The sequence below is a fragment of the Epilithonimonas mollis genome (assembly GCF_900142325.1).
In the GTDB taxonomy this organism is placed as follows: Bacteria; Bacteroidota; Bacteroidia; order Flavobacteriales; family Weeksellaceae; genus Epilithonimonas; species Epilithonimonas mollis.
The window spans coordinates 219,015-238,112 of the sequence record NZ_FRAM01000001.1 but is presented as its reverse complement, the minus strand read 5'-3'; the positions used below and the strand labels follow the sequence as shown (position 1 = coordinate 238,112).

The following is a 19,098-nucleotide window of genomic DNA, read 5'->3' as shown; positions in this document are numbered from 1 at the left end:
ATCAAAAAGACTGTCAGTTTTCTAATTCAAAATCATATACCAATGAATTTCAACAGAATAAAAATCAAAACACTCATTATTACTGTTATTATAGTATCCGGAAATATCTATTCGCAGTCTTATCAGAAAACAGATTCAGGATTGAAATTTTCTGCCGGTAATCTGAATTTTGAATTGAAACTGTATGGCGAAAATATGGTTAGAATTATCAAATATCCAGTTGGAAAATCATTCGAGAAAAACAGTCTGTCAGTTATTAAAAAAGAACAGAAAACTAAATTTTCAGTTTCAGAAAGCAAGAATATTATTTCATTAAGAACGAATGATTTAAATATTTTAATTGATGCTAAAAGTGGTAAGATTACTTACAAATCGTCCTCAGGAAAAGAACTTTTAAAGGAAGTTGAAAGCAATTTCAAACCTTTTAATGACGCCGGAAATCAGACTTATTCTGTTTCTCAGTCGTTTCAACTGGAAAAAGATGAACCAATCTACGGCTTAGGAATTCTGCAAAACGGAAAAATGTCTCAGCGGAATACGGACGTGAAAATGATACAAAATAATACCTGGGATTTTGTACCGTTTTTTCAGTCTGTGAAGGGCTACGGAATCTTTTGGGATAACTATTCGCCGACACAATTTACCGATAAACCCGACAAAACATCATTCTCTTCGGAAGTTGGGGAAAGTGTGGATTATTATTTTATCTACGGAAAAAATGCCGATGGTGTAGTTGCCGGAATGCGAAATCTGACAGGAAAAGTACCGATGATTCCTTTGTGGACTTATGGTTTTTGGCAAAGCAAAGAACGCTACAAAAGTCAGGACGAACTGGTAGATGTTGTTAAAAAATACCGTGATTTGAAAGTTCCTTTGGATGGAATTATCCAGGATTGGCAATATTGGGGAAACAATTATCAATGGAATGCGATGGATTTTATCAGCCCTGATTTTCCTGATGCCAAGAAAATGATTCAGAACATCCACGATATGAATGCGCATCTTTCCGTTTCTATTTGGTCGTCTTTCGGTCCGATGACGAATCCTTACCGTGAAATGGACAAAAAAGGAATGCTTTTCAATTTCAAAACCTGGCCGGAATCTGGCAGAGAAGTGTGGCCTCCCGATATGAATTATCCTTCCGGTGTGCGTGTTTACGATGCCTACAATCCTGAAGCCAGGGATATTTACTGGAAATATCTGAACAAAGGAGTTTTCAGTTTGGGCGTCGATACCTGGTGGATGGATTCTACGGAACCCGACCATCTCAGCCAAAGACCGGAAGATTTGGATACCAAAACCTACCTCGGTTCATTCCGAAAAGTGAGAAATGCGTATCCGTTGGTCGCAGTTGGCGGCGTTTATGACCATCAGCGTGAAACCACGAGCGACAAAAGGGTTTTTATTTTGACAAGGTCGGCTTTTGCCGGTCAGCAACGATATGGAGCCAATACGTGGTCGGGTGATATCAATTCTTCGTGGGAGTCACTGAGAAATCAGGTTCCAGCGGGATTGAATTTCAGCTTAACAGGAAACCCGAATTTCAATTCAGATATCGGTGGATTTTTCGGTGGCGTTTACAAAAGAAACGGTGGTCCGCAAAACAAAATGTTTCAGGAACTGTACGTGCGTTGGTTGCAATACGGAACTTTTACGCCGATGATGCGTTCGCACGGAACCGATGTGCCAAGAGAAATTTATCAGTTCGGACAAAAAGGCGATGTGGTTTATGATGTGATTGAGAAATTCATCAAATTGCGTTACAGTTTATTGCCCTACATTTATTCGGCTTCATGGGATGTTTCTAAAAATAATTCGAGTTTTCTGAGAGCATTGTCAATGGATTTTTCATCAGACCGAAAAACCTGGGATATTAATAATGAATATCTTTTCGGAAAATCATTCTTGGTGGCACCGATTCTCAACCCTCAATACACGCCTGAAAAATTCATTAAAACAGATGAAAATCAAGGTTGGGACAAAAAAGAGGAAAGCAAAGAAAGCTCATTGTCAAACATAGATTTTACACAAAATAAAACCGTAAAAGTTTATCTTCCTTCTGGCGCAGACTGGTTTGATTTCTGGACGAATGAAAAATTTAATGGCGGTCAGGAAATCGATAAAACAGTTAATCTTCAAAGCATTCCATTGTATGTGAAAGCGGGAAGCATCATTCCGTTTGGTCCGGATGTACAGTTTGCAACAGAGAAAAAATGGGATAATATGACGGTGAAGATTTATCCCGGAGCCGATTCAGATTTTGTCTTGTACGAAGATGAATTTGATAATTACAACTACGAAAAAGGTGATTACACCGAAATCCCTTTTCATTGGAACGAAAAATCAAAAACCTTGACGATAGATTCCCGAAAAGGAAATTATAAAGGAATGATTGAGAAAAGAAATTTCAACCTGATTCTTCCGAATGATCAAGAGAAATCAGTGAGTTATTCAGGAAAGAAAGTGACTGTTAATTTTAAATAATCTTAAAACCAGACTATGAAATTTTTAAGTTTAATAACCATTTTAGGTTTTTTCCAGGTTGCTATCGCCCAAAATCCAATTATCCAGACCAAATTCACTGCCGATCCTGCACCAATGGTTTATAAAGACACGGTTTTTCTGTACACCAGTCACGATGAGGACGACGCGTTCGGATTCAAGATGAAAAACTGGTTGCTTTACACTTCCACAGATATGGTCAATTGGACAGACCACGGAATTGTAGCTTCCCTGAAAGATTTCAAATGGACCGACCCAGAAAACGGAGCTTGGGCACCACAAGTTATAGAAAGAAATAGTAAATTTTATATGTACTGCCCTATGCCGGGACAGAGAGGAATCGGGGTTTTGGTTGCCGACAGTCCGTATGGTCCGTTCAAAGACCCGATTGGAAAACCTTTGGTGAAAAATTCCAGCGATGATATTGACCCGACCGTTTTTATTGATGATGACGGACAAGCTTATCTTTATTGGGGAAACCCCAATCTTTGGTACGTAAAACTGAATGAAGATATGATTTCTGTAAATGGCAACGTCATAAAAGACACGTCGATTGCCAAAGTGAAGGGTTCGCCAGACCCGTTTCATTATCAGGAAGGACCTTGGGTATGGAAAAAGAACGGAAATTATTATCTGGCTTATGCGTCCACTTGCTGTCCGGAAGGAATGGGCTATGCGATGGGAAAATCGGCAACGGGACCTTGGGAATTCAAAGGAATGATTATGGACAGCGACAAACGTTCCAACGGAAATCATCCCGGAATCATTGATTATAAAGGAAAATCTTATGTTTTCGGATTCAATTATAACATTGGAAAACAGACAATGAGCAAACATTACGAACGCCGTTCGGTTTGTGTCAGCGAAATGAAATACAACGCGGATGGAACGATCCAGAAACTGCCTTTTTGGAATAAGGAAGGTGTCAAAAGAATCGCAACGCTCAATCCATACAATAGAGTAGAAGCCGAAACAATTGCTTTTAGTGAAGGTTTGAAAACCGAAAAAATGACAGAGTGGGAAAGAAATAATCCTTACGATACAGGCAAAAAAATTACAGACAGAATCGTTGTTTCATCCATCAACAACGGCGATTATCTCAAAGTTCAGGGTGTCGATTTTTCTGGAGGAACGAAGTCAATTGAAGTTTCAGTAGCATCAATGAATGGCGGAACGATTGAAATCCATTCCGATTCTTTGGATGGACAACTTTTAGGAACTGTAAAAGTGACCGGAAAAGCGGAAGGTGATATTTTTAAAACTATCACGACCCCTGTGAATAATATCAAAGGTGTTCACGATTTGTATTTTGTATTCAAAGGAGAGAAAGACCTTTTCTATTTTGACTGGTGGAAGTTTAATTAAAATTTAAAGAAGAAAATGTTGAAGCATCAATTACTTTTAATAGCACTTTCATTGGCATTGTCGTCGAATGTTTATAAAGCGCAATCAACGGTTTGGCTGGATCAATTAGATTTAAGCGTCGCCACACAGGGAAACGGAAAACCCGGCATCAATACTTCGGTGGACGGAAAACCTTTGACGATTGCAAACGAAGTTTTCAAAAGAGGTTTTGGAACGCATGCTGAAAGTTCTTTGTTGATTAAGCTAAATGGAAAAGTCAAAAAATTCTCAGCTTTGGTAGGATTGGACGACGAAATGAAAGGACAAAATCCCGCTGCCGAATTTGAAATTTACGGCGATAATAAAAAACTCTGGTCCAGCGGAATAATGAAACTGGGCGACAAAGCAAAACCTGTTTCCATTTCGCTGGAAGGCATCAAACAATTAGAATTAGTCGTTACTGATGGCGGAAACGGTCCTTATTATGACCACGCAGATTGGGCAGATGCCAAGTTTGAAACTTCAGACGGTGCAAAACTGATAACATTTAATCCAATTGCTTCAGAACCTTACATTTTAACGCCAAAACCCGCTCCGGCGCCAAAAATTAATTCAGCAGGTGTTTTTGGCGCTCGACCCGGTTCGCCTTTTCTTTTCAGAATTCCAGCGACAGGCGACAGACCGATCACTTTTTCAGCTAAAAATCTTCCAAAAGGTTTAACATTAGATTCTCAAACAGGGATTATCACTGGAAAAGTTGATACAGAAGGAACTTACGAAGTTGTTTTAAATGCTAAAAATACAAAAGGTTCAGCTTCAAAAAAATTAAAGATAAAAATTGGCGACAGAATCGCACTGACGCCAACAATGGGTTGGAACAGCTGGAATTGTTTCGGGCACGAAGTTTCTGCTGATAAAGTGAAACGGGCAAGTGATGCTTTGATTAAATCCGGCCTGGTGAATCACGGTTGGAATTACATCAATGTCGATGATTCCTGGCAATTTAACAGAGACGGAAAAGACCCGTCTTTCAAAGGGAAAATGCGTGATGAAGACGGTTATATTCTGACCAATTCCAAATTTCCGGATATGAAAAACCTTGCCGATTACATTCACGGAAACGGTTTGAAAATGGGAATCTATTCTTCGCCCGGGCCGTGGACTTGCGGTGGATGCGCAGGAAGTTATGGCTATGAAAAACAGGACGCCGAAAGCTACGCCAAATGGGGAATTGATTATATAAAATACGATTGGTGCAGTTACGGTGGTGTGATTGACGGTTTGCCAGATAACGATCCGAACAAAGTTTCCTCATTGGCTTTCAACGGCGGTGGTGATTTGGATAAAGGTGTAAAACCATTCAAATTGATGGGGAACCTTCTGAAACAGCAACCGAGAGATATCGTCTATAACCTTTGTCAGTACGGGATGGGCGATGTCTGGAAATGGGGCGATGACGTCGATGCGCAATCGTGGCGCACCACCAATGACATTACCGATACCTGGGCGAGCGTCAAAAATATTGCCTTGGCGCAGGATAAAGCATCCGCGTTTGCAAAACCCGGCAACTGGAACGACCCGGATATGTTGGTTGTAGGTATTGTAGGTTGGGGAAATCCGCACCAGAGCCGTTTGAAACCCGATGAGCAATATCTGCATATTAGTCTTTGGAGTATTTTTTCCGCACCATTGCTGATTGGTTGCGACCTTGAAAAGCTGGATGATTTTACCTTAAATCTTTTAACGAATGACGAAGTGATTGCCGTAAACCAAGACGTTTTGGGAAAACAGGGCGTTTGTCTGCAGACAATTGGCGAATTGAAAATCTACGTAAAAGACCTTGAAGACGGTGCAAAAGCGGTGGTTTTTGCCAATTTCGGAAGAGAAAAAGTGAAGATGTCTTACAGAGATTTTAAAGCACTGGGAATTTCAGGAAATCAGATCGTGAGAGATATCTGGAGACAGAAGGATATTTTGAAACTTAATACAGTTAAGGGAAATCTGGTGTTGGATATTCCGGCGCACGGGGTCGCTTTTTACAAATTCATTTCAAAATAATTCAGTTAGAAATTCCAAATCAGAAAAATGAATATCATCAAAAATCATATCGTTAAAAATATATTTTCAAAAGCAATTTTGATGATGCTTTTGCTGAGTTTTTCTTGTTGGATTTCAGCGAATAATTTGGTTGTAAAATCTCCGAATGATAAAATTATCGTTGGTGTTTTCAATTCAAATAATACCGAAAATGGAAAATGGTTTTTGAATGTGAAATTTAATAATAACGGAAAAATCACTGAAGCTATTTCAAAAATCGATTTGGGATTGATTCTTTCCGAAGGCGTTTCTTTTGATGAAATGAAATTAATTAAAACTTCAAAACCACTTTTAATAAAGGAAAATTACGTAATGCCTCACGGAAAATCTTCTCAGAGACACAATGAAGGTAATGAAGTGGTTTTTACTTTTGAAAATAAAGAAAAGAAGAAATTAAATATTATTGTTCGGGTTTATAATGACGGCATTGCTTTCAGATATTCTCTTTCAGAAAAGGGAAATTTTACGGTTCAGGATGAATTGACTTCCTATTTAATCGATCCGGAAACCACGCGCTGGACAGAAAAATGGAATCCCGCGAATGAAGGACTGTATGCTTCGATGGTTAGTGATAAAATTCAGCAGGAAGAATGGTGTTATCCGGCGTTGTTTCAGACCAAAGACAATTGCTGGTTTTTACTGCACGAATCGGCTGTTGACGGGACTTACTGTGGTTCTAAATTAAGCAATAAATCAGATAAAAATCAATATAAAATCACGTTTCCAGACCCGAAGGACGGTCGCGGAAAAGGAGAAGCTTTACCAAAAATTACTTTACCCTGGAAATCGCCCTGGAGAGCAATCATCATTGGAAATCTGAATGATATCGTCGCTTCTACTTTGGTGGATGATGTTGCACCGCCGTCAGTTATTAAAAATATGGATTGGATAAAACCGGGCGCAGTTTCCTGGAATTATTGGTCGAGTAACCACGGAACCAAAGATTTCAAAACGGTTTGTGAATTTGCAGATTTGGCGCTTGCGATGGATTGGCCGTACACTTTGCTCGACTGGGAATGGGACTCGATGGGAAATGGCGGAAAACTTGAAGATGCGCTGAAATACATCCATTCCAAGGGCATCAAACCTTTGATGTGGTACAACTCTGGTGGCGACCATACTTGGGTTTCGTCCACACCGAAAGACCGAATGCTGACTCACGAAAACCGTGTGGCAGAATTTACCAAGCTTAAAAAACTGGGCGTTGCAGGCGTAAAAGTAGATTTTTTCGAAAGTGAAAAGCAGGAGATGATTCAATATTACATTGATATTCTGGAGGATGCTTCTCAATTTGAAATGATGGTTTATTTTCACGGTTGTCTGGTTCCGAGAGGCTGGTCGAGAACCTATCCGAATCTGATGACCTACGAAGCGGTTCGGGGTGCAGAATGGTACAACAACGGCCCGGAATTTACAACAACTGGACCTGTTCACAATACCATTTTGCCTTTCACCAGAAACGTGGTCGGTTCTATGGATTATACGCCGGTAACCTTCACCAATTCACAGTTTCCGCATTTGACTTCTTACGGTCACGAGCTCGCGTTAAGCGTTTTGTTTGAATCTGCGCTCCAGCATTTCGCCGACAGACCCGAAGGTTATTATGAATTGCCGGATGAACCTAAGAAATTTTTAAGAGAAGTGCCGACGAGTTGGGATAAGACTATTTTATTGCAAGGCTTTCCCGGGAAAGATGTTGTGATGGCAAGAAACAAAAGTATGAACTGGTACATCGGCGGAATCAATGGTGAGAATACTGAAAAAACGCTCAAAATTAAGCTTGATTTTCTGGATAAAAATAAAAAATACAAACTAAGAGTAATCAAAGACGGAAAACACGATAAAAAGCTTGTAACCGATGATTCTGTCGTAGGAAGTACAGATTCTGTGGACGTAAAATTGTTGAGACGTGGCGGTTTTGTCGCTGTGATTTCTCCTTTGTAAAAGTTTAATTATGAGATTCAAAATAATAATATATTGGCTCACTATTCTTCCCATTTTAGTTTTTGGGCAACACTATGTATCCTATAGCAAAAATGCTCAAGAGGTTTCCGCGAAGCTCTCTGACGGATATTTAGTCTTAAGACCAATGAACGAAAATGCGGTAAGAATACAATTTATAAAAGATATAAAACCGGAAGAAAATCAGTTTGTTTTCGTCAATGAAAATAGTTTTTCAGATTTTAAATTCGAAGAAAATGCTTCTTCTTTAAAACTGAAAACTAAAAAGTATGCTATTTTGTTCAATAAAAAAACGGCTCAGCTTACCTTTCTGGATGGCAATGGTAAAGTTATACTTTCAGAAGTTGTAAATAGCCGAAAGCTTACAGAAAGTACAGTATCTTCTCAGCCATGTTACATTACAGAACAAAGTTTTGTCAACGATAAAGATGAGCAACTTTTGGGATTAGGTCAGTTTCAGGATGGTCATTACAATTTGAAAAATATCAGCAGAAAACTGATTCAGGTTAACAGTCAGATTGCTTTGCCTTTTTTGTATTCTTCAAAAGGTTATGGAATTTTGTGGAATCAGTTTGGGTTAACCTGGTATAATCCGGCAGATGAATCGGTTCCTCTGGAAAAAGAAGCAGTCACTGATGGGGCAGAAAAAGAAGTAACAGGAACTTCGGGAACAGTAAAAGTTTCTCAGCAACAAGCTTTGCATACAGGTAAGATTTTAATTAAAAAAGATGGTGAATATACTTTTATGCTGGATTTGGGTAATATGGATAACCGTCATTTTCTTACCATTGACGGAAAACCAGTAATCGACCAGTCCAATCTTTGGCTTCCTCCTGCTGTGAGTACTAAAGTTTTTCTTACGAAAGGAGAACATCATTTTCAAGTAATTTGTAAAGCGACGAACACGCCTTCATTACAGTATAAATTAGCGGAGGACATCATTACATTCCGTTCACCGAACAGTAAGTCATTAGATTATATTTTGTTTGTAGGAAATAATGCAGATGAGGTTATTTCGTCTTACCGGGAGGTTACGGGTAAGGTGCCGATGTTGCCCAAATGGGCTTTCGGATATTGGCAATGCAGAGAGCGATATACTTCTGCACAACACTTGGTAAAGACCATAGAAGAATTTAGAAACCGTAATTTGCCGGTAGATGTCATTGTTCAGGATTGGCAATATTGGGGAAAATATGGTTGGGGCGTTCCTAAATTTGATGAGCAAAACTATCCTGAACCCGAAAAATTTATTGAAAGATTGCATCAGCTTCATTCCAAATTTTCAGTATCCGTTTGGGAAAATTTAGATAAAAAATCTGAGGTTGCCAAAGATTATGTTGGATTATACATTCCTGACAGTCCGTGGATTGATGTTTTTAATCCGAAAACACAAAAAACACATTGGAATGCCTTAAACAAAAATCTTTTTCAGAATGGAGTTGATTCCTGGTGGATGGATGCCACAGAACCGGAAAATGATGCATTGGTAGGTAAAAATACTTTCTTGGGAATTGGTGAATTTTACAGATTAACATATCCATTTTTTGTAAGCAAAGCAGTTTATGAAGGACAGAGAGCAACTGATCCTGATAAAAGAGCAGTCATTTTAACCAGGTCTGCGTTTCCCGGGCAACAGCGGTTCGGAACTATCAATTGGTCCGGTGATATTGGCTGGGATTGGGATGCTTACAGAAGGCAAATTGTGGCCGGACTCAATTATTCCATCTCCGGAATGCCTTATTGGACAACCGACATTGGGGGATTTTTCCGACCCGGTTCTTCCCAATATTCTGATCCGAAATACCACGATATTCTGATGAGATGGTTTCAGTGGGGTGTTTTTTGTCCGATTTTCAGGATGCACGGTTACCAGACCGAAACAGAACCTTGGAAATACGGAGAAAAAATAGAAAGTAATATGCGCGATTTGATGAATCTCAGATATAAATTATTGCCTTACATCTATTCTCAATCCTGGGAAATTTCAAAAAATAATTCTACCATTATGCGACCGATGGTAATGGATTTTCAAGGGGATAAAAAAGCTATTGAACAGTCTTATCAGTATATGTTTGGAAAATCTATATTGGTTGCTCCTGTGATTAAACCCAATATTGAAAATTGGAATGTTTATCTTCCAAAAGGATATTTCTGGTATGATTTCTATACCAATCAAAAAAATAAGGGCGGAAAAGCCATTTTAGCCGATACTTCGCACAATAAGATTCCGTTTTTTATAAAATCAGGTTCAATTATACCTGTTGGTGAAGTAATGCAATATGCTTCCGAAAAATCTAATCAGGAACTTAGCATAAAAATATATGCAGGCAATGATGGAAATTTTATGCTCTATGAAGATGAAGGTGATAATTATAACTATGAAAACGGAAAGTATACCCTGATTTCTTTCAAATGGAATGATAAAGCGAAAGAATTACAAATTGATAAACGTGTGGGAACTTACGCCGGACAAAACAACCACAGGATTTTTAATCTGGAAATCATAGGAATCAATAAGGAAGTTGTCACACAAAAAGTTTCTTATGAAGGGAATCAATTAAACATTAAATTTTAAAAACTATGCAATGAAAAATATAAAAATAATAATAGGTCTTCTTTTTTGCGGGTTGAGTTCAGGGATTTCTGCTCAGAATCCAGTGATTCAGACTCATTTTACGCCAGACCCTGCGCCGATGGTTTACAAAAATAAGCTTTACGCTTACACGGGAGACGACCAGCCGGGATTTGATTTTTATACAATGACTAAATGGCGTGTTTATTCAACAGAAGATATGGTGAACTGGACAGACCATGGTTCCCCGATTTCGCTGGAATCTTTTAGCTGGGCTCGTGACAGAGCGTGGGCGGCACAATGTGTAGAACACGATGGTAAATTTTACTGGTACATCTGCGCTCAGACGGTTGATAACAATATGGCAATCGGTGTGGCGGTTTCAGACAGTCCGACCGGACCTTTCAAAGATGCTTTGGGAAGACCTTTGGTGACAACGGGAACCTGGGATAATATCGACCCGACGGTTTTTATTGATGATGACGGACAGGCCTATCTTTATTGGGGAAACAGCAAATTATTTTATGTGAAACTCAATAAAAATATGACGACGTATGATGGTGAAATTATAGAAATTCCTCAATCTGTTGAAGCTTTTGGCGGATTAAGACGCCCCGGAAAAAGTGAGGATGTTTTGCAGAAGCAGGAAAAATTTGAAGATGTTTATGTGGAAGGACCTTGGCTTTACAAGCGTAAAAATCAATATTATATGATGTATGCCGGAATGACAAACCGCACAGAATGTCTTTCGTACGCAACAAGTTATTCGCCAACAGGTCCTTGGAAATATCAGGGAAAAATAATGACCGACCAGCCAACTAACAGTTTCACCAACCACGGCGGAATTGTCGATTACAAAGGAAAATCTTACCTTTTTTATCACACTGCATTATTGCCGAACGGCGGAAGTTACGGTCGTTCGACGGCGATTGAAGAATTTGAATACAAAGCCGACGGAAGTATTCCCAAAATTACAATGACCAAAGAAGGCGTTAATCCTGTCGGAACATTAAATCCTTACCAAAGAAACGAAGCCGAAACAATGGCGTGGTCGGAGAAATGCTCTACGTCCGAAAACAAGAGAACCGGCGTCTTTGTATCTGACATCAGAGTCGGAGGTTACATCAAAGTTCGTGCGGTCGATTTCGGAAATGGAGCGTCTGAATTTTCAGCTTCAATAGGAGCAGGAATCGATGGCGGAATTTTAGAAGTCAGACTCGATAAATTAGATGGGAATAAAATTGCAGAAATCGAAGTTCCGAGAACTGGAGGTTGGGAAGAATTTAAAACCTTCAACTCAAAAATAACCGAATCAATTTCCGGTATTCACGATGTGTATTTTTTATTTAAAGGAAAAAATATCACGGCAGGAAGAAAGCTATTCAATTTTGACCACTGGAGTTTCAAGAAAAAATAATTCAATATGAAAAAAAGAATAAAATCAATCATAAATATTTGTCTCATGGGTGCTCCAGGAATGTTGTTTTCCCAGAATCCCATTATTCAAACTAATTATACCGCAGATCCTGCGCCAATGGTTTACAACGACCGGCTTTACGTCTACACCACGCACGATGAAGACGATTCAACTTGGTTTACGATGAACGACTGGAAAGTGTATTCCACCAACGATATGGTAAACTGGACAGATCACGGAACTATTCTTTCTTACAAAGATTTCGACTGGGCAAAGCGTGATGCTTGGGCAGCCCAATGTGTGGAAAGGAACGGCAAATTTTTCATGTACGTTCCTATGTGGTCTAAAACCAACAACAAAGGAGCGATCGGTGTTGCAGTGGGCGACAGTCCTTTTGGGCCGTTTCATGACCCGCTTGGAAAACCTCTTGTTCAAAGTGAATGGGGTGATATAGACCCGACCATCTTCGTTGATGATGACGGACAAGCACATATGTACTGGGGAAATCCCAAATTGAAATATGTCAAACTTAATGAGGATATGATTTCCTATTCAGGCGATATTGTTGAAATTCCAATGACCTTAGAATCGTTCGGAAAAAGAGACGGAAAAGAAAATCCTGAAAGACCTACAAAATACGAGGAAGGACCTTGGCTGTACAAACGCAAAAACCTGTATTACCTGTTCTGGCCAGGCGGTCCACTTCCTGAATTTATCGGATATTCCACAAGTAAAAGTCCGCAAGGTCCGTGGAAATATGGCGGAATCATAATGCCGACTGAAGGAAAATCATTCACCAACCATCCTGGTGTGATTGATTTTAAAGGGAAAACATATTTTTTCTACCACAACGGCGCGTTGCCGGGCGGAAGCGGATTTACCCGTTCGGTAAGCGTTCAGGAAATGGAATTCAACAAAGACGGTTCTATTTCGCCTTTCAAAATGACCAATAATATTACAAAAGCTATCGCGACGGTCAATCCCTATGCTTTCAATCAGGCGGAAATGATTGCGTGGTCGGAAAATGTGAAATCGTATCAGAATAAGGAGGCTGGTGTATTCATCAAAGCTAAAAAGAACGGTGCTTACACGAGTGTCAAAAACCTTGATTTTGGTAAGGATGGGGCAAAAGGTTTTTTAGCAAGAGTTGGAACAACTCACAACAGCGATGTGACAATGGATGTTTATTTGGACAATCTTAGCGGACCAATTGTAACCTCAATAAAAATTCCGCTAACAGGTGGAGATGATCGTTGGGAAACTGTAAAAGCTGAATTAAAAGAAAAAATCACAGGCGTTCACGACATTTATTTTGTATTTAGAGGAAAGGCACAAAAAGACATAATGTACTTTGATTATTGGCTGTTTTCAAAGTAATATCGGAATTGAATGAAAATACACTAAATATGAAAACTTCAAAATTATTATTTTTCGTAGTCATTTTTTTAGCAACATTTTCTAAAGCTCAGGAAAGAGTGATTGTTACTTCTGACGGTGTGAAATTGTACGTTAATGTGAAAGGAAAAGGTACACCTTGTTTATATCTTCACGGAGGGCCGGGATCCGGAAGTTACTGGCTAGAAAAATTCTATGGAAGCGAATTAGAGAAAAACTTTCAAATGATTTATTTGGATCAGAGAGGTGTAAGCAGATCATCATCTCCGGATGATAAAAACTATTCTTTGGATAGAATGATTCAGGATTTTGAAGAAGTAAGAAACGCTCTGGGGATAAAAGAATGGCTGACCATCGGACATTCTTTTGGCGGAATACTTCAGATGGGTTATGTGGAAAAGCATCCTGAGGTAATCATGGGGATGATTATGATCAATTGTACCCTTAGTATGAAAGATAGTTTTTCCAGGAGTTGGATATCGAAAGCATACGAATTGACATATGAAAAGCAGGATCCGCTACCCGAAAATACATCGTCAGAAATGTTATTAAAAAAAATGATGGAAGTGGGCAAAAAGATGGATGATAAAAAAGTACGCTGGAAAATGGCATTTGCATCACAGGAAAGTGATAATCTGATGAACTCGAGTTACCGTGAAATTCCAAACTGGAATAATAATTTTAGCAGTGTTGCTCTCTCCATCGACGATTATTGGAAGGACTTCACAAAAGATGCTGGCGATGTAAAAGTTCCAGTGCTCTTTTTCTATGGTAAAAGCGATTGGATGGTTGGCCCCGATCATTATAAAAAAATAAAGTTTCCTAATATGATGTTGTGGGGATCTGATGTCGGGCACATGCCTTTTTTAGAAAACCAAAAAGATCTGAATAAAGCGATAAAAGCATATATCAAAAAATATAAATTCTAGCACGAGTAAAGTAATATCAATACAATTAGAATAAAAGTAATAATGAAAAAGTTTATAAAGTTTACAAGGTTCAGTTTCTTACTAGGGTTTACAAGTTTCGTTTACGGACAAGATGCAGTCGTTGTAAGTCCGGATGAAAAATTAAAAGTGGAGCTAACGAATAATTTGGGAGTTCCTTCATATTCAGTAGTTTATGAAGGGAAAACGATGCTGGAAAAATCGCCGCTTGGTTTCAAATCCAATGTTGAGGATTTTACGAAAGGAATGAAATTTATCAACTCAAAAAAAGATAAAATCAGTAAAAAATATTCTAACGAAAAAATCAAAAGATCTCAGGTACAATACAATGCGAATGTTGTGATTTGTTCTTATGAAACAACTTCCGGAAAAAAGCTGGACATCGAGTTTCAGGTTAGCAATAACAATGTTGCTTTCAGATATTTGATTCCAAATCAGGGAGAAACATTGAGTATGGTAATTACTGACGAAGCTACAGGCTATCGTTTTCCATCTCAAACCACAACTTTCCTTTCGCCAATGATGAAACCGATGACAGGTTTTGCCCGAACTGCACCAAGTTACGAAAGCGGTTACAAAGCTGATGCGGAATTAGGAACAAAAGCCGATTATGGTTACGTTTTTCCAAGTCTGTTTCGCGTTGGAAATGACGGCTGGATTTTATTGTCTGAAACTGGCGTGAACAGTCTTTATTGCGCTTCTCATCTCGACACTACTTCAGAAAAAAATCTTTATAAAGTCGCTTATCCAAATATGGCTGAAAACAATGGTTTCGGAAGTACAGGAGCAGCAATTTCGCTTCCGGGGAAAACGCCCTGGAGGACAATTACGATTGGCGATTCTCTTAAACCAATTGTTGAAACTACGATTCCTTTTGACGTGGTTGAGCCAATGTATGAACCTTCGCAGAAATATACTTTCGGAAAATCAACGTGGAGCTGGATTCTTTGGCAGGACAACAGTATGAATTACGAAGACCAAAGTCTCTTTATCGATTTAGCATCAAAACTCGGTTATGAATACATTCTGATGGATGCTCTTTGGGACAAAAATATCGGAAAAGATAGGATGAAAAATCTCATTCAATACGCAAAATCTAAGAATGTCAATGTTCTTTTATGGTACAATTCCAACGGTTCTGCAAATGATGCTCCGATGGGACCTAGAAACAAAATGAGTTCAGCGGTTGAGCGGAAAAAAGAAATGAAATGGCTGAAGGAAGTCGGTGTGAAAGGTCTGAAAGTCGATTTCTTCGGTGGCGACAAGCAGGAAACGATGCGTTTGTATGAAGATATTCTGTCGGATGCCAATGATTTTGGTTTGACCATCATTTTCCACGGGGCGACTTTGCCGAGAGGCTGGGAAGTGATGTACCCGAATTATGCAGGAAGCGAAGCGGTTTTAGCGTCGGAAATGCTGTATTTTTCGGAAGATGTACGCAAGCAGGAAGCGTTTTTTGCGACTTTGCATCCGTTCATCAGAAACACGGTGGGAAGTATGGAATTTGGCGGAACTTTTCTTAATAAATACCTGACAAAATCCAATAAAGAAAAGAATAAAAGACACACAACAGACAGTTTTCAGTTGGCAACAGCGGTTTTGTTTCAAAACCCGGTTCAGATGTTTGCCGTCATGCCGAATAATCTGGAAGATGCTCCGAAATTCCAGCTCGATTTTATGAAAGAAATCCCGACACTTTGGGACGAAACTATTTTCATCGACGGTTATCCCGGGAAATATTCTGTGATTGCAAGAAGACATCAGAATCAATGGTTTGTGGCGGGAATTAATGCAGAAAAAACGGTTAAAAAATTGAAAATCAATCTCCCGATGTTTGCGGGAAAAAAGGTGAAATTCATTAATGACGATGCTCAGGGAAATTCATCCGAAAAAGAAGTGAAAGTCAATACAAAAGGAGATTTCAATGTAGAAATTCAGCCGAATGGTGGTTTTGTTTTGAGGAATTAAGATTTTTTTGGGCAGCTTAATCCGTCTTCCACTCCCAATCTTTTTTGCCATGGCTTTTCCCAATGCAAAAAAGGATTTCCGTTCAAGCCGGGCTGCGAGAGATTTGATGCAATAAAAGAATCCACAGGATTCAATATCAATAGCCGTAGGTGCAACCTATGGAAAACATAAAGTAAATAAGATCTGAACCCTGAAAGGGTTCAATAACATAACATAGCAAGATTTCATTATCAATAAAATTAAAAGATTATGACTCGTATAAAAATATTTCTTCTCGTCACATTGTTCGGATGTTGTTTGCAGATTAATGCAACAGAACCGTTTATCAACACTGAAAAAAAATCAGAGAACATTGTTTTAAAAGAAAAATCTGTCAGTCTTTCCATTTTCACGAATACAGAAATCGACAATGGAATTTTGAGAGCCGTAAAAAATTTGCAATCCGATTTTCAGAAAGTAACGGGAACAAAACCAGCGATTTTGAATCAGATTTCAGGGATGAATTCCCCTCTGATTATCATCGGAACGGTCGGAACAAAATCTGTGATTGATGATTTAATCAAACAAAAGAAAATTGACGGGAAATTATTAATCGGAAAAAACGAAAAATACATCATTCAAAATATTACCAATCCGTTTCCGGGGGTTTCGGAAGCGATTGTAATTGCAGGAAGTGACAAACGTGGAACGATTTACGGCATTTACGAAATGTCTCAGCAGATTGGCGTTTCACCATGGTACTATTGGGCGGATGTTCCGGTTTCCGCGAAGGAAAATTTGTACTTCAAAAAAGGAATTTATACCGATGGAGAGCCTGCTGTGGAATATCGTGGAATTTTCCTGAATGATGAAGAACCTTCTTTGGGAGGTTGGGCAAGAGCGACTTTCGGCGGAATCAATTCTAAATTTTATGAGAAAGTTTTTGAACTGATTTTAAGAATGAAAGGCAACTACATCTGGCCTGCTATGTGGGGAAAAGCGTTTTATGACGACGATGCTTTGAGCGGACCTTTGGCCAACGAAATGGGAATCGTGATGGGAACTTCGCACCACGAACCGATGGCTTTGGCGCAGACCGATTGGCATCGCTACATCAAGAAAAATAATCTCCCGAATGTCTGGGATTATTCTAAGAATGAAAAAGTTTTGAAAGAATTCTGGAAATCAGGATTGGAAAGAAGTAAAAACTGGGAAAAACTAGTGACTGTGGGGATGCGTGGTGACGGCGACGAAGCGATGGGAGAGGGAACCAACATTTCGCTTCTCGAAAAAGTGGTGAATGACCAGCGTAAAATCATTGCTGATGTGACAGGAAAAAGAGCCGATAAAACACCGCAGGTTTGGGCTTTGTACAAAGAAGTTCAGGATTATTACGACAAAGGAATGCGCGTTCCGGATGATGTGATTTTGCTGTTTTGTGATGACAACTGGGGCAATGTGAGAAAACTTCCGGACCTTTCCAAGCCTTTGCACAAAGGCGGTTACGGAATGTACTACCATTTTGACTATGTGGGCGGACCGAGAAATTCGAAGTGGATTAACATCAACCCGATTCAGAGAGTTTGGGAGCAGATGAATCTTTCTTACGAACATAAAGTAGATAAGGTTTGGGTCGTAAATGTGGGTGACTTGAAACCGATGGAATTCCCGATCAGCTTTTTCCTTGAAATGGCCTGGAATCCGAAACAGTTTAACTCCAAAAACCTTTTGCAATACACCGAAAAATGGTCAGCTGAACAATTTGGAGAAAAACACGCTAAAGAAATTGCAAGAATGATTAATGTTTATGCTAAATACAACCGCCGTGTAACTCCGGAAACGCTGGACGGCAAAACTTTCAGCCTGGAAAATTATAATGAATTTGAAACAATTCTGAATGATTACAGAGCGTTGGCCTTGGAAGCTTTACGCTTAAAAGAAAAAATTCCTGCAGAGTATCAGGATGCATATTATCAATTGGTTTTGTATCCGATTGACGCGTGCAGTAATTTGTACGAAATGTATTACGCCGTTGCCAAAAACCGAGAATTGGCTGCCAAATATGATTTGAAAGCCAATTATTATGCGGATAAAGTGAAAGAATATTTTGACAGAAATGCCTATTTGGATAATCAATACAACAATGTAATTGCCGGCGGAAAGTGGCAACATATGATGGACCAGATGAAAATTGGTTACAAAACCTGGGCGGACGGAAAACAAAATATTATGCCCGAAGTGACCTATATTTATGATGATAATGCATCCAAAGACAAAGTGTTTCAGGAAAAGAACGGTTACGTTTCCATTGAAGCCGAGAATTTTGCCAGAAAAAGTGATTCGGACCGAATTCATTGGGAAGTGATTCCTGATTTCGGAAAAACAAAATCCGGTGTGACGACTTTTCCACAAAATGCGTATCCGAAAACTAATGAAAATGTCTATTTGGAATACGATATGAATTTTGAATCAAAAGGTGAGTTTGAAGTCCAGTTATTATTAGCTCCGACTTTAAATTATAATCATAATAAAGGATTACGTTATGAAATTTCTTTCAACGGACAAACCCCTCAAATCGTCAATTTTAACGGTCATTACAAAGGTGAATTGGGAAGATGGCAGTCGGAACACATCATCAAATCAATGACAAAACATCAGATTACACAACTAGGAAAACACACGTTACGTTTCAGAGTTATGGAACCGGGAATTGTTTTGGAGAAAATTCTCATCAATACCGGCGGACTGAAGCCGAGTTATCTGGGAGCGCCGGAAAGTGATTATAAAACGGAATAAATTGTTGATATGCGATATTACCTGATAAATATTTATTTTGATAATCAATCGATTACGCAGAATCATTCGACTGATTTTATATTGAGCAAAGACGAAATACCCACGAAAACATCTCAATT

At 39.0% G+C, this 19,098-nt stretch carries 10 protein-coding genes; all 10 read left to right on the top strand.

Going from position 1 to position 19,098, the window contains the following annotated elements; all coding sequences use genetic code 11:
• Window positions 1–42: 42 nt before the first annotated feature.
• A complete protein-coding gene (locus tag BUA97_RS00995) occupies window positions 43–2,484 on the top strand; it encodes a glycoside hydrolase family 31 protein (RefSeq protein WP_084081231.1) in 2,442 nt (813 codons plus the stop codon).
• 15 nt (window positions 2,485–2,499) lie between these two features.
• Entirely contained in the window at window positions 2,500–3,867 is a 1,368-nt protein-coding gene (locus BUA97_RS00990; RefSeq protein ID WP_072995960.1) for a glycoside hydrolase family 43 protein, read from the top strand.
• A gap of 15 nt (window positions 3,868–3,882) precedes the next feature.
• The gene (locus BUA97_RS00985; protein ID WP_072995958.1) at window positions 3,883–5,904 is read left to right on the top strand and encodes an NPCBM/NEW2 domain-containing protein; all 2,022 of its coding nucleotides are present in this window, start codon (window positions 3,883–3,885) and stop codon (window positions 5,902–5,904) included.
• A gap of 27 nt (window positions 5,905–5,931) precedes the next feature.
• Window positions 5,932–7,887 carry a glycoside hydrolase family 97 protein gene (locus tag BUA97_RS00980; RefSeq protein ID WP_072995956.1) on the top strand — a complete coding sequence of 652 codons (1,956 nt, stop codon included), beginning with the start codon at window positions 5,932–5,934 and terminating at the stop codon, window positions 7,885–7,887.
• A gap of 10 nt (window positions 7,888–7,897) precedes the next feature.
• Complete coding sequence (locus tag BUA97_RS00975) at window positions 7,898–10,480, top strand: glycoside hydrolase family 31 protein (RefSeq protein WP_072995954.1); 2,583 nt, start codon at window positions 7,898–7,900, stop codon at window positions 10,478–10,480.
• A 10-nt stretch (window positions 10,481–10,490) separates the two neighbouring features.
• On the top strand, window positions 10,491–11,894 hold the full coding sequence (locus BUA97_RS00970) for a glycoside hydrolase family 43 protein (RefSeq protein ID WP_072995952.1): 1,404 nt from the start codon (window positions 10,491–10,493) through the stop codon (window positions 11,892–11,894).
• A 6-nt stretch (window positions 11,895–11,900) separates the two neighbouring features.
• Window positions 11,901–13,271: a glycoside hydrolase family 43 protein gene (locus tag BUA97_RS00965; protein WP_072995950.1), complete on the top strand. Its 1,371-nt coding sequence runs from the start codon at window positions 11,901–11,903 to the stop codon at window positions 13,269–13,271.
• A gap of 29 nt (window positions 13,272–13,300) precedes the next feature.
• A complete protein-coding gene (locus tag BUA97_RS00960) occupies window positions 13,301–14,218 on the top strand; it encodes an alpha/beta fold hydrolase (protein ID WP_139258173.1) in 918 nt (305 codons plus the stop codon).
• A 42-nt stretch (window positions 14,219–14,260) separates the two neighbouring features.
• A complete protein-coding gene (locus BUA97_RS00955) occupies window positions 14,261–16,204 on the top strand; it encodes a glycoside hydrolase family 97 protein (RefSeq protein ID WP_072995946.1) in 1,944 nt (647 codons plus the stop codon).
• Window positions 16,205–16,453: 249 nt separating this feature from the next.
• Window positions 16,454–18,979 (top strand): glycosyl hydrolase 115 family protein, encoded by a 2,526-nt coding sequence (locus BUA97_RS00950; RefSeq protein WP_072995944.1) that lies wholly within the window; start codon window positions 16,454–16,456, stop codon window positions 18,977–18,979.
• The last annotated feature ends 119 nt before the right edge of the window (window positions 18,980–19,098 follow it).